The organism is Actinospica acidithermotolerans, from assembly GCF_018139625.1.
Classification (GTDB): Bacteria; Actinomycetota; Actinomycetes; order Streptomycetales; family Catenulisporaceae; genus Actinospica; species Actinospica acidithermotolerans.
Map to the genome: position 1 here is coordinate 19984 of NZ_JAGSOH010000007.1, position 12312 is coordinate 32295.

Annotated in this window: 11 protein-coding genes; 2 read left to right on the plus strand and 9 right to left on the minus strand. The window is 70.0% G+C overall.

All coding sequences use genetic code 11. The features are described from left to right. Positions 1-23: 23 nt before the first annotated feature. The 9 genes from KDK95_RS04615 to glgX form a co-directional block, all read right to left on the minus strand. Positions 24-803 carry an SDR family oxidoreductase gene (locus tag KDK95_RS04615; RefSeq protein ID WP_212516735.1) on the minus strand — a complete coding sequence of 260 codons (780 nt, stop codon included), beginning with the start codon at positions 801-803 and terminating at the stop codon, positions 24-26. A 12-nt stretch (positions 804-815) separates the two neighbouring features. Beyond that, positions 816-1466 (minus strand): NADPH-dependent FMN reductase, encoded by a 651-nt coding sequence (locus KDK95_RS04620; RefSeq protein ID WP_212516736.1) that lies wholly within the window; start codon positions 1464-1466, stop codon positions 816-818. 57 nt (positions 1467-1523) lie between these two features. Next, positions 1524-2576 (minus strand): ABC transporter substrate-binding protein, encoded by a 1053-nt coding sequence (locus KDK95_RS04625; RefSeq protein WP_212516737.1) that lies wholly within the window; start codon positions 2574-2576, stop codon positions 1524-1526. 55 nt (positions 2577-2631) lie between these two features. Beyond that, positions 2632-3531 (minus strand): ABC transporter permease, encoded by a 900-nt coding sequence (locus KDK95_RS04630; protein ID WP_212516738.1) that lies wholly within the window; start codon positions 3529-3531, stop codon positions 2632-2634. Further along, on the minus strand, positions 3531-4382 hold the full coding sequence (locus tag KDK95_RS04635) for an ABC transporter ATP-binding protein (protein WP_212516739.1): 852 nt from the start codon (positions 4380-4382) through the stop codon (positions 3531-3533). The genes KDK95_RS04630 and KDK95_RS04635 overlap by 1 nt, the downstream gene beginning before the upstream one ends. Positions 4383-5016: 634 nt before the next feature. Next, positions 5017-7212, minus strand: a complete 2196-nt coding sequence (locus KDK95_RS04640) for a SpoIIE family protein phosphatase (protein WP_372463262.1) — start codon at positions 7210-7212, stop codon at positions 5017-5019. A gap of 247 nt (positions 7213-7459) precedes the next feature. Then, entirely contained in the window at positions 7460-7852 is a 393-nt protein-coding gene (locus KDK95_RS04645; protein WP_212516741.1) for a DUF2267 domain-containing protein, read from the minus strand. Positions 7853-8057: 205 nt separating this feature from the next. Next, a complete protein-coding gene (locus KDK95_RS04650; RefSeq protein WP_212516742.1) occupies positions 8058-8498 on the minus strand; it encodes an Hsp20/alpha crystallin family protein in 441 nt (146 codons plus the stop codon). A gap of 177 nt (positions 8499-8675) precedes the next feature. Beyond that, positions 8676-10811: a glycogen debranching protein GlgX gene (gene glgX, locus KDK95_RS04655; RefSeq protein WP_212516743.1), complete on the minus strand. Its 2136-nt coding sequence runs from the start codon at positions 10809-10811 to the stop codon at positions 8676-8678. A gap of 312 nt (positions 10812-11123) precedes the next feature. Between glgX and KDK95_RS04660 the strand changes: the two genes are divergently transcribed. Further along, positions 11124-11936, plus strand: coding sequence for an STAS domain-containing protein (locus tag KDK95_RS04660; protein ID WP_249160327.1), 813 nt, complete (start codon positions 11124-11126; stop codon positions 11934-11936). Further along, complete coding sequence (locus KDK95_RS04665) at positions 11933-12310, plus strand: STAS domain-containing protein (protein ID WP_212516744.1); 378 nt, start codon at positions 11933-11935, stop codon at positions 12308-12310. The genes KDK95_RS04660 and KDK95_RS04665 overlap by 4 nt, the downstream gene beginning before the upstream one ends. Positions 12311-12312: the final 2 nt, after the last annotated feature.

The following is a 12312-nucleotide window of genomic DNA, read 5'->3' on the forward strand; positions in this document are numbered from 1 at the left end:
ATCACGCACTCTCCCGGCCCGAGTCAGACAAGGCCCACGTAGCTGCCGCCGTCCACGTGCAGGTTGTTTCCCGAGATGTATCCGGCCTGGTCAGAGCAGAAGAACGCGCACGCCGCGGCGATCTCGCCCGGAGTGCCGAGGCGGCGTGCGGCGACGGACTCCGCCTGACGCCGGCGAGCCTGCTCGAAGCTGATCCCCTCGCGGTCCGCGGTGCGCCGCGCGAGTTCGAGCTGCCGCCCGGAGTCGATGCGCTCCGGCAGGATGTTGTTGATCGTCACGTTGTGCTTGGCCACGTCCTTGGACACGGCCTTCATGACCGCGGTCATGCCTGCCCGCGCACCGCTCGAGGCCACCATCGTGGTGCTCGGCCGGGTCACGACCGCCGAGGTGATGTTGACGATGCGGCCGAAGCGCCGCCCGACCATGCCGCCCATCACCGCGCGCATCAGGTGGATCGGCGCCGCGAAGTGGAGGCCGAGGGCCTCCGCGAGGTCCGCGTCCGAGATCTCGTCGAGACGGCCCGGCCGCGGTCCGCGGTTGTTCGTGACGAGGATGTCGGGCTGCGGGCAGGCGTCCAGCAGCGCGCGCCTGCCCTCCTCCGTCGCGATATCGCCCACCACGCCGTGCACGGCGAACTCGCCGTCACGGCCGGCCTCCTTCACCGCCTGCGACAGTGACTCCGAGTGCCGTCCGTTGAGCCAGACCTCCGCGCCCTCGGCCGCGAGGGCAGCCGCGCAGGCGAAGCCGATTCCCCGGCTCGACGCGCATACGATCGCCTTCCGGCCAGCGATTCCCAAGTCCATGTCGGTGACCTTCTAGGCAGTAGCCGGGGTGGTGGGAGAAGTCGTTTTCGGCGCCGGGGAGATCAGCGAGCTCGTCAGATACTTGTCGACGGCCCGGATCTCGGGCAGATAGCCGGCGAGGGTCCGCCGGACGTCGACGAGCCGGCCGGCGTCGTCGACGTCGCCTTCGGGGATCTTGATCTGCACGCCCTCGGCTGCGACCTGCATGTGCAGGCCGGTGAGGACTTCCCGCATCTGCTGCGCCGCCCGCGCCCCGCCCCGGGATCCATAGGTGACGAGCGCGGCCGGCTTGTCCCGCCATTCCGCGTACAGGAAGTCCAACGCGTTCTTCAGCGGCGCCGGGTATCCCCAGTTGTACTGGGGGAAGACGAGGACGAAGCCCTGGAAAGATCGCACGATCTCGCTCCACGCCCGGGTATGAGCGTGCTCGTAGTCCCCGAGCGCGGGCTTTCGCGGCTCATCCAGGAACGGCAGGCCGATGTCCGCGAGGTCGATCGTCGCGTAGGTGAGTTCGCTGTCCTCGGCGAGGCACTCGGTGACGAGTGCGGCGATCTCAGCGCAGATCCTGGTCGGCCGCGTGCTTCCGACGATCACTCCCACCCGCGCCGGGGGCGGCGCTGTCGTCACTGCCGGGCCACCGCCACCTGGACGCGCGTCCACCATGGCTTCCTCCTTCATCTTCTTCCCTTGAGATGCTGATCGGCGCCGCCTCGGACGCGGCTAGCCGAGGTACTGGTTGGTCCAGTCGGTGCCCTGGCGCACGGTCGTACTCGCGCTGACGGCGCCGGTCTGCACCGTGAACTTCACTCCGGCAGTCCACCCGGCGACCGTCATGGCGCTGGTCTCGGGCCAGTCGATCTCGGCGATGGACTGTTCGAGGACGTCGTTCGGAACGCCTGACAGCTCCTTCGCCGCTATGGCGGTGACCGCGCCGGACTGCTCGTTGCCGTGGATGTACTGCACCGCCGCCTGCATCGCCTGGGTGAACTTCTTGACGACGTCCGGGTTCTTCGCCGCGTAGCTCTTCGTGGTGATCGTGACGTTGCCGGGGCCGATGGTCTCCGGCGCCCACGCCGCGACGTTCTTCGAGGTCGCCACCACGATTCCGGCGCCCTGCGCCTGGGCCTGGAGCGGGGTCGGCTCCGAGGTCATGAACCAGTCGATCTCGTTGGTCTTCAGGGCGGTCAGATAGGTCTGCGCGCTCGAGAGCGTCGCGATCTTCATGCTGCTCGTGCTGACGCCGTAGGGCTTGAGGAACAGGTTGACCTCGGCCGTCGTCGAGGTCGACGCGGAGCCGCCGGTGGAGCCGACCAGGTCCTTGGCGACGGTGGCCAACGGCGTGTCCTTGGTGATGTGGTGCGCGCTGGCGAAGTTCGTGCTCACGACCAGGCCCAGCGGAACCCCGATGGAGGTCTGGGCGACGGCGATCTCACCCACGTTCTGCTGGACCGCGGTCAGGAAGTTCTTCGCGCTGCCGGCCAGGAACTGCACCGAGCCGGAGGCGAGCGCGCTGTTCGTGCTCGTCGCGCTCAGCACCGCGAGCTTGACGTTGATCCCGTACTTGGCGAAGTAGCCCTTCTGCTGGGCGACCCACACCGGCAGGATGTTGACGTTGTCGCCGGACACGCCGACCGTCACGCTGTCCGTCCCGCCTCCCGAGCCCGACGCGGACGAACCCGCGCAGGCACCGGCGAGCAGGCCGACGGCCAGGGCGAGGGCCGTCGCGGCCACCCGGCGGCGCGACCCGGAGCGACGCAGAACTGTTTCATGCATGGGTGTACCTACTCTTGTCGATGATCCGGATGGGGAAGAGGTGCGGAACGGGGCTTCAGCGGCTCTTCGCGGCGGCGGCCCTGCCGCGGTCGCCGAGGCCGAGCAGGCGCAGCACGAGGTTGTCCAGCCAGGTCAGAATGCTGTTGATGATCAGCGACATGATGACCAGGACGACGAGCGCGCCGAAGGTGCCGGCGGCGTCGAGCTGCTGGGAATCGATGTAGAGCAGGTGGCCGAGGCCGTTGAACGAGGCGATGAACTCGCCGGCGATCACGCCCAGCATGGCCAGCGGCGCGCTCGCCTTCAGGCCCGCGAAGAACGGCGGGGCGAGGCTCGGGAGGGTCACGTAGCGCAGGACGTCCTGCCACCGGCCGCCCATGACGCGGACGATCTCCACCAGTTCGCCGTCGACGAGCCGCAGACCCAGGTAGAGGTTGTAGAACATGATGAACGACGCGCTGAACACGGCGATCGCGATCTTCGACTCGGTCCCGATGCCGAAGAACAGCAGGAACAGCGGCGCGAGCGCGATCTTGGGGATGCCGTTGACCGCGGCGATCAGCGGCTCCAGGACGCGTCCGGCCACCGGCACCGCGCCGAGCACCAGCGCCAGCACCGTGCCGATGAGCACGCCGAGCGCGAAGCCGACGACCAGCTCGATCCCGGTGGTCTGGATATCGGACCACCCCGCGCTCGAGGTGAGCAGGTTCTTGGCCGCCTCGGCCACGGAGACCGGGTTGCTGACCGCGTAGGCCGGCAGGATCGGCCCGCTGGCCAACTGCCAGAAGACCAGGATCACCAGCACGGTGGCGATGCGCATCAACGTGATCGCGTACGGGCCGGAGAAGCGGCCGCGCTTCGGGCCCACCATCGCCGCCCACGCGGCGCCGTCCACGGCGGCGCCCGCCGTTTCCGGCTGCTCCACGTCCACGTCCGAACTCGTCGAGACCTCCATCACGCCGCGACCTTCCGGCTCGTGTCGAGCTCCGCGTGGAACAACTCCCACAGCTCCCGGTAGATGCTCGCGTACTCGGGCGACTCGAGGATCGCGCCGATGTCGCGGGGCCGCTCGATCGGCACCGGCAGCACCTTGCGCACCGTGGCAGGGCCGTGCGACATCACGATCACCTCGTCCGCCAGGCAGATCGCCTCGGACAGGTCGTGGGTGACGAACACGACCGTCCCGCTCTGCTGCTGCCAGATGTCGAGCAGTTCCTGCTGCAGGTTGAGCCGGGTGATGGCGTCGAGCGGGCCGAACGGCTCGTCCATCAGGACGATGGAGGGGTCGTACACCAGCGCGCGGGCAATCGAGGCCCGCTTCTGCATGCCCCCGGACAGCTCGCGCGGGTAGTGGTGCTCGAATCCTTCGAGCCCCACCAGCGAGATCCAGCGGGCCACCCGCTCGCGGCGCTCGCTCTCGCCGACGTCGCGGAACTTCAACGCCAGCCCGATGTTGCGCTCGACGGTCAGCCACGGCAGCAGATTCGCGCTCTGCGTCACGTAGGCGGCCTCGGCGTTGATCTTCTCGACCTTGCGGCCGCCGAAGTAGACCTCGCCGCGGACGGGCGAGAGCAAGCCCGCGGAGAGGTTGAGGATCGTGCTCTTGCCGCAGCCGCTCGGGCCGATGACCGCGACGAACTTGCGCCGCGCCACGCGGAACGAGACGTCGCGGATCGCCGGACGCGCACTGCCGGCGAAGCCGAACGTCACATCCTCGAAGCGCAGAGCCTCGTCCTCGACGGCCGGCCGTGCGTCGCGTGACGCGGAGGCCGGCGCGCCGACCGACTCTGGTCGTCGCCATTGCATAGCTCGGTTCCCTTCTACGCTGAACTGAACTGCCATGCTTCAGATCGTCTAACAATATGGCACCGTAGCACCGCGCCTACCGGTACACAAGGGATCACTACGCCCTTCCATAATCCCCTTCATCCCTGAGCGGACAGGCTGTGCCACTTGCCCCTCTACGAGGCCAAATACCTGACCGGCATGGCGAATAACCAGCATCAGCCGACGGCTGCGCGCCAAGCGCACCGCCTCGCAGCGCCCGACGGCGGGCGAGCGCATCCTCGCGACCAGCTCATGCCAGGCACACGATTGACAGACAATCTAGGACTCGGCCGCCAAGGCGCGACGGGGCGACGCCGAGCGACGCGCAGGGACGCCGAGCGACGCGCAGGGACGCCGAGCGACGCGCAGGTGCGTTCGAGGTGGGTTCGTACACGGCGCACACGGCGCCGCCGAGCCCACGCGGTGTGCGTGCTCACCGGTCACCCGGTCACCGACCGGCTCTGCTCACTTTGTCTAGCAAGATGGACCGTAACACCTCGGGCTCAACCTCGCTACCATCAGTACCATGGCCTCGCATTTTCCCTGATAGAGCGCGATTCCAGCGTCTTCTGCGACCCCGAAAGACGTCGGGGCGCGCGCTCCAAAGTCCGTGCTATGGTCCACTGTTGTCTGACAATATATGGGCTGGATTGGGCGAGCCCGGCAAGCAGTGCACGAGCAGGACGGCGATGTCGTCGGTGTGCTGGGCGCCGCGCTGGGCGTGGCGCAGCAGCGCGTCGATGACGTGATCGAGGTGGTCGGGGGCCCTCGGGCCGACGTCGGTGAGCACGTCGGCGAGGGCTGCCACCGCGTCGTCGGGATCGGTGCCGGGCGCTTCGATCAATCCGTCCGTGTACAGGGTCAGCAGCGAGCCGGGCGGCACGTCGAAGGTGGTGGTGGGATAGGTCGAATCCGGGTCGACGCCGAGCAGCGGGCCTGGTTCGACGGGCACCGGGTCGGCGCGTTCGCCCGGTCGCCGCAGCAGCGGGGCGGGGTGTCCGGCGCTGGACACCATCGCGCGGCCGCGGGCGAAGTCGAGATGGACGTAGAGGCAGGAGACCAGCAGATCGGGCTCGAGGTCGGCGATGACCCGGCTCGTTCTGGCCAGAACCTGGTCGGGGGCCGCGCCGGCGGTGGCGTGCGCGTGCACGGCGGTGCGCGCCTGCCCCATCAGGGCGGCCGCGGCGATGCTGTGGCCCTGCACGTCGCCGATGACGGCGGCCGCGGTGTGCTCGGTCAGCTTGATCACGTCGTAGAAGTCGCCGCCGACGTCGAGTCCGTGGCTCGCCGGCAGGTAGCGGGCGGCGACGTCGAGACCGGGCAGGCTCGGCAGGGTCCGCGGGAGCAGGGCCTGCTGCAGGTCGCGGGCCACGGCGTGCGCCGCGTCGTAGAGCCGGGCGCGCTCGAGCGCCTGGGCGAGCAGGCCGGCGAGCGAGGTGAGCACGGCTCGCTCGTCGGCGGAGAAGGCGTGCGGCTCGTCGTAGGACAGCGTGCAGACGCCGACCGGGCGTCCGGAGACGATCAGCGGCAGGAAGGCCCAGGCCTGCTTGTCGGTGAGCGACGGCGCCCGCGGGTAGCCCCGGCTCAGCTCCTCCCGGTCGCGCAGGAAGCAGGGGCAGCCGGTGGACAGCGCCCGGCCCGCCGGGGTCAGGTCGGTGTCCAGCGGAAGGTGGTCGAGGCGCTCGATGATCTCCGCCGGGTAGCCGTGGTGGCCGACGATCTTCAGCCGTCCGGCGTCCGCGCCCGAAAGGACCAGACCCTGGGCGCGGAAGGCCGGCAGCACCTGGTCGGCGACCAGGTCCACGACGTCCTGGGCGCCGACGGTCTCCGTGAGCGCGGCGGCGAGGTGCACCAGCTGGTAGAGCCGTCCGGTCGGGGCGGCTTCGGGCCGGGACGCCGGGCGCGGCAGCGCGTCGAGCGCCCCCGGCCCGTCGGCCGGGCTGATCAGCACACTGATTCCGCTGGTGTCGGGGTGGAGCTGGAAGGTGAGATGGCAGTCCGGCGGGCGCACGGCGCTGTAGGTGACCGGTTCGCGGCTCACGACCGCCGTGCGGTAGTGGTCCTCGTAGGCGGGGTCGTCGAGCCACGGCAGCGAATGCCAGGGCCGCGTTCCGAGCAGGACCTCGGCTTCGCGGCCCAGAAAACGTGCCGCGTGCGCGCTGACGTAGGTGAACCTGCCCTCGAGGTCCAGGGCCGCGGCGCCGGGCAGGCGCTCGGCGAAGTCCGCGATCGCCGTTTGGTTGCCGACGTGCCGCCGGGCCCGCGCGAGGGCGACCACCTGCGGTTCTTCGGGGAGCGTCCCGGTCCCGACGTGATCCAGCAAGCGGCCGATCCGGCGTCCCGAGGAGGTGATGTGGCCGCGCTCACGGCGCCTCGCCTGGCGGGGATGGGCGCCCGACCACAGCAGCAGCAACGCGCCCCAGCACCGGTTCGCGCCCTCCAGCGCCACCGCGGCCAGGGCGAGCCGGTACGGAAGGACTGCGGCGACCCGGGGATAGTCGCGCGCCATCTCCTCCTGCGATCCGATCCACACCAGCCGGCCCTGCCGGACTGCGTCGGCCACCGGCAACGCCTCCGACAAGGGCACGCGCCGCCACGGAGTGGCGAACTCCACCGGCAGCCCGCAAAGGGCCGTCATACGCAGCATCCGGTCGCCGGGCTCGAACAGGTAGATCCCGCCCATGGAAGCGCCGGTACGCCGAACGACGTCCGCCAGCACGTCCTCGATCGCGTCCTGGGCCGGGGACAGGCCGCCGGACGCCGACGGCGTGCCTTCAGCCGTCGAGCGCCGGAGCCCGTTGCGCGCCATGGTCATGTCACTGCGTCCAAGGCGGGCAGGCGGGAGGCGACCATCGCGGTAGGGACGGGCTGACCGGCCAGGTTCGACATATACCGGTGCGGCCTGAGGGGTGCGCCTCGATGGGGTGAATCGGCTCGTTGGACCCTCGGGTGCGTGGAGGCATGCCGTACGGCTACCCCATCACCCTATGTGTATTCGCGTGTGCAACTGGTGCCCGCGGCGCGGTGCGCGCCGCGATCTGCCGGCCCCGGCCCGGTCAGGCCTGCGGCCGGCCGAACAGCAGGTCGTAGCCGTCGGGCAGTTGCAGCAGGATCTGGGCCGTGAGCCCGTCGCCCGCGGCGTCGGCGGCGACGCTGAGGACGGCGCTGGTGTCCCAGGCGGCAGTCTTCTCGGTGGCCCCCTCGATCCAGGCCGCCACCGCGCGGATGAAGCGTTCTGGCGATAGCGGTTCGCGTGCCTGGAGGGGGTTGAGCAGGATGAGGGCGAAGGTTTCCGGGAGCCGGGCCGCGAGGTCGGCGCGGACCTGTCCGACCAGGTGCGCACCGAGCAGGGCGAGCACGACGCGCGCCGCGCGTTCGGCCTCGTCGGGCGAGGTGTATTCGCCGCGTTCCTGGACCTGGGCCAGGAATGCGTGCCAGGGCATCGGCATGCTGGTGCCTCCTTCGCCGTGTTCCGGCGGCCGGCATTTGTCAGGACACTGCGAGAGCGCGGCGGCTGGCGCCGCGAGGATTCCCCGACCCGGTTCGCACGGGAGGGCGGGTTGCCTGCGCCCGGTTCTCCTCCCGATCGCGCCGGAGGCTCGCCGGGGTGCCGGCAGCCACACCTGCGGGCACCCCGGGAAGCCCCTGCGGGCGTTATCCGGTGATCTGCTTGCGGTCGCCGGTCGCGGTGATCTCGATCTTGCGCGGCTTGGCCCTCTCCGCGATCGGGATGCGCAGGGTCAGCACGCCCGCGTCGTAGTCGGCGTCGACATGCTCGGCGTCCAGCGTGTCGCCGAGGAACAGCTGCCGCGAGAAGGCGCCGAGCGGGCGCTCGTTGACCTGCATCTCGAACTGCTCGCCGGTGTGCACCGGCCGCCGCTCGGCCTTGACCGTGAGCACGTTGCGCTCGACCTCCAGCTCGATCGCGGACGGCTCGACGCCCGGCAGGTCGAAGCAGACGACGTAGGTGTCGCCGTCGCGGTAGGCGTCCATGGGCATCGCGTTCGGGTGCGACCAGGTCCCCGCGGCCGCCGTGCCGAGCAGCTGGTTAGCGAGCCGGTCCAGCTCGCGGAAGGGATCGGTGCGCATCAGCATGGCACTACCTCCATGAGTCAGAGCGGGTCGAACCCGGCCTGTCACGGGCTCGACATGCCTACACCACTCTTTGTAGCACGTCGTCATTACGATGACAAATCGACAGGTCGCTTGAGCGACGACAAGCCGGGACCGCGTCCGGCGCCCGACGGACGCGGCCGCGGCCGCGGCCGCGGCCTACGGCGTGCTGCGCCTGAGTACCAGCATCGAGCGGCCCTCGATCAGGACCGACTCCTCGGGCTTGAGCCGGGTCACGTCGGCGCAGGTCGGCGACGCCGTGTCGAGTTCGGCCTCCCAGACGTCGCCGAAGCGCGTGGGCGGCAGTACGAATTCCAGCCCCTCGTGGTGGGCGTTGAACAGCAGGAGGAAGGAACTGCCGGTCACCCGCTCGCCGCGCTCGTCCGGCTCGGCGATGGCCTCTCCGTTGAGGAACACCGTGAGCGCGCGGGCGAATCCGGCCTGCCAGTCCTGCTCCGTCATCTCCTGCGCCGCCGGGGTGAACCAGGCGATGTCCGGCAGCGCATCCGGCTCGGCGCCGGGGGGCGGGGCGCCCCGGAAGAACCGGCGGCGCCGGAAGACCGGGTTCTCGGCCCGCAGGCGGACCGTCTTCGCGAGGAATTCGCCGAAGCCTCCGTCCGGCGCGGGGTTCTCCCAGTCCACCCAGCTCAGTTCGCTGTCCTGGCAGTACGCGTTGTTGTTCCCTTGCTGGGTGCGTCCCAGTTCGTCGCCGTGGGAGATCATCGGCACGCCCTGGGACAGCAGCAGCGTCGCGATCATGTTGCGCCGCTGACGGGCTCGCAGGGTATTGATCTGCCCGTCGTCGGTCTCGCCCTCGGCGCCGCAGTTCCACGAGCGGTTGTGCGACTCGCCGTCGCGGTTGTCCTCGCCGTTGGCCTCGTTGTGCTTCTCGTTGTAGGACACCAGATCGCGCAGGGTGAACCCGTCGTGGGCGGTGACGAAGTTGACCGAGGCGATGGGGCGCCGGCCGTCGCTCTGGTACAGGTCGGCGGAGCCGGTCAGCCGGGAGGCGAGCTCCGCGTGCGTCGCCGGCTCGCCGCGCCAGAAGTCGCGCACGGTGTCCCGGTACCGGCCGTTCCACTCCGCCCACAGCGGCGGGAAGTTGCCCACCTGGTAGCCGCCCTCGCCGAGGTCCCAGGGTTCGGCGATCAGCTTCACCTGGGAGACCACCGGGTCCTGCTGCACCAGGTCGAAGAAGGCGGAGAGCCGGTCCACCTCGTGGAACTGCCGGGCGAGCGTCGCGGCGAGGTCGAAGCGGAAGCCGTCGACGTGCATCTCCGTCACCCAGTAGCGCAGCGAGTCCATGATCATCTGCAGGACGTGCGGATGGCGCATCAGCAGGCTGTTGCCGGTGCCCGTGGTGTCCGCGTAGTAGCGCGGATCCTCGTCGACCAGGCGGTAGTAGGCGGCGTTGTCGATGCCGCGGAACGAGAGCGTCGGCCCGAGGTGGTTGCCTTCGGCGGTGTGGTTGTAGACGACGTCGAGGATGACCTCGATGCCCGCCTGGTGCAGGCTCTTCACCATCATCTTGAACTCCTGCACCTGCTCGCCGCGGTCCCCGCTCGCGCTGTATCCGTTGTGCGGAGCGAAGAAACCGATGGTGTTGTACCCCCAGTAGTTGGACAGCCCCAGCGAGAGGAGCCGCTCGTCGTGCACGAACTGGTGCACCGGCATCAGCTCCAGGGCGGTCACGCCCAGTCCCTTGAGATGCTCGATCACTGCCGGGTGCGCCAGCCCGGCGTAGGTGCCGCGCTGCTCCGGCGGTATCTCCGGATGACGGGCCGTCAGACCCTTGACGTGGGCTTCGTATATCACCGTGTGGTGATACGGAGTGTTCGGGCGGTGGTCGGCGCCCAGGCCCGCGTCCCAGTCGAAATAGGGGCTCACCACGATCGAGCGCATGGTCCGCGCGGCGCTGTCGGAGTCCTCGCGGGCGTCGGGCGCGCCGAACGGGTACCCGAAGACCTCCTGCCCCCAGGCGACGTCGCCGCTCACGGCTTTGGCGTAGGGGTCGAGGAGCAGCTTGCTCGGGTTGCAGCGCAGGCCCGCCGCGGGCTCGAAGGGCCCCTCGACGCGGAATCCGTAGCGCTGCCCCGGACCGACGCCCGGCAGGTAGCAGTGATGGACGAAGCCGTCCACCTCGGTCAGCCGCACCTGCTCCTCGCGCCCCTCGTCGTCGAACAGGCACAGCCGGACCGACGAGGCAGCCTCGGAGAACACGGAGAAGTTCGTTCCCGCCCCGTCGTACGCCGCGCCGAGCGGATAGGGACGACCAGGCCATGCGTGCGTCGACATCGGGACCCCTCCCAGGTGACCGGCGAGAGCCGGTGCTCTCGACGTGGCGGTGCGCCGTCCGGGTTGCCGCGCGGGCGAGGGCCCAAACGGGCGCGCACGCCCGCGGTGCGCGCCCTCTTCCCCGCCCCTCCGGGCGAATCCGGCATTCCGGACTTTATGCTCGATTCCTGACTACCTTGGCCGGCCGCGCATGTTTTCCGCGCAGGCGGTTATCCGGCGCCGACAGAGCCGGACCCGATGGAGGGAGGGTCCGGTCCCGGTAAGAATGAGGTTGCAGTGAAGCTGGGATCTTCAGATCACCTGCTCGGCTTGATGACGACGCGCCGCGACGAGCTCGCCGCCGCCTGGATCGAGGTGGTCTCGCAGACCCTCGCGGGCCGGATCAGCCGGGCCGAACTCGACCAGGAGCTGCACGAGCTGTACGCGGCGCTGGTGGAGGCCTTGCGCGCTGGAGGCCTCGACGCCTCCGGCGAGCACTACACGGAGGTGCGCGCGCTGCTCGCCGAGCTCTCCCGCAACCGTGCCCGGCAGGGTTTCCGGCCGGCCGAGACCGCCGTCAGCCTGTTCGCGCTCAAGCGCGGCCTCGAGAGGCTGCTCGACGACGGGTCGGCCGACGACGTCGCCGCCTACCTCGCGCTCAGCCGGCTCACGGACGAGCTCGGGATGTTCACCGTCGACAGCTTCGCCGCCAGCCGCGAGCAGATCATCAGCTCGCAGGCGGAGGAGCTGCTCGAGCTCTCCACTCCGGTGGTCAAGCTGTGGGACGGCGTCATCGGCGTTCCGCTCGTCGGCACCCTCGACTCGGCGCGCACCCAGGTGGTGATGGAGAAGCTGCTCCAGGAGCTCGTCGACACCGGCTCGGCGCACGCGATCATCGACATCACCGGCGTGCCGGCGGTGGACACCGAGGTCGCCCAGCACCTGCTCAAGACAGTCGTGGCGGCCCGGCTGATGGGTGCGGAATGCATCGTGTCCGGCATCCGGCCGCAGATCGCGCAGACCATCGTCGCGCTGGGGATCGAGTTCGGCGACATCGTCACGAAGGCCACCCTCGCCGACGCGCTGCGCCACGCCCTGCGGCGGTCCGCGCAGCGCGCGGCGCTGAGCGTCGGGGATGCCGCGTGAGCGACCGCGTGCCGATCCTGCGCATCGGCGAGAACCTGCTGGTCTCGATCCAGATCGACCTGGACGACCAGACGGTGATGAACCTCCAGGAGGATCTCGCCGCCCAGGTCGTCAAGTACGGTGCCCGCGGCGTCGTCATCGACATCACGGCCGCCGAGATCGTGGACTCCTTCGTCGGGCGCATGCTCTCCACCATCGCCTCGGTCAGCCGGCTGCTCGACGCCGAGACCGTCGTGGTCGGGATGCGGCCCGCGGTCGCGATCACGCTGGTCGAGCTCGGGCTCTCGCTGGGCGGAGTGCGCACCGCGCTCAATCTGGAGCAGGGACTGGCCATTCTGGCGAAGCGCGCCTCGGCCGGCGCGGCAGGGCGGTGACG

Excerpts from the sequence above, each read along its gene's own strand:
- KDK95_RS04615 (WP_212516735.1), bottom strand. The coding sequence starts at position 803 with ATGGACTTGGGAATCGCTGGCCGGAAGGCGATCGTATGCGCGTCGAGC.
- KDK95_RS04620 (WP_212516736.1), bottom strand. The coding sequence starts at position 1,466 with ATGGTGGACGCGCGTCCAGGTGGCGGTGGCCCGGCAGTGACGACAGCG.
- KDK95_RS04625 (WP_212516737.1), bottom strand. The coding sequence starts at position 2,576 with ATGCATGAAACAGTTCTGCGTCGCTCCGGGTCGCGCCGCCGGGTGGCC.
- KDK95_RS04630 (WP_212516738.1), bottom strand. The coding sequence starts at position 3,531 with ATGGAGGTCTCGACGAGTTCGGACGTGGACGTGGAGCAGCCGGAAACG.
- KDK95_RS04635 (WP_212516739.1), bottom strand. The coding sequence starts at position 4,382 with ATGCAATGGCGACGACCAGAGTCGGTCGGCGCGCCGGCCTCCGCGTCA.
- KDK95_RS04640 (WP_372463262.1), bottom strand. The coding sequence starts at position 7,212 with ATGGCGCGCAACGGGCTCCGGCGCTCGACGGCTGAAGGCACGCCGTCG.
- KDK95_RS04645 (WP_212516741.1), bottom strand. The coding sequence starts at position 7,852 with ATGCCGATGCCCTGGCACGCATTCCTGGCCCAGGTCCAGGAACGCGGC.
- KDK95_RS04650 (WP_212516742.1), bottom strand. The coding sequence starts at position 8,498 with ATGCTGATGCGCACCGATCCCTTCCGCGAGCTGGACCGGCTCGCTAAC.
- glgX (WP_212516743.1), bottom strand. The coding sequence starts at position 10,811 with ATGTCGACGCACGCATGGCCTGGTCGTCCCTATCCGCTCGGCGCGGCG.
- KDK95_RS04660 (WP_249160327.1), top strand. The coding sequence starts at position 11,124 with ATGACGACGCGCCGCGACGAGCTCGCCGCCGCCTGGATCGAGGTGGTC.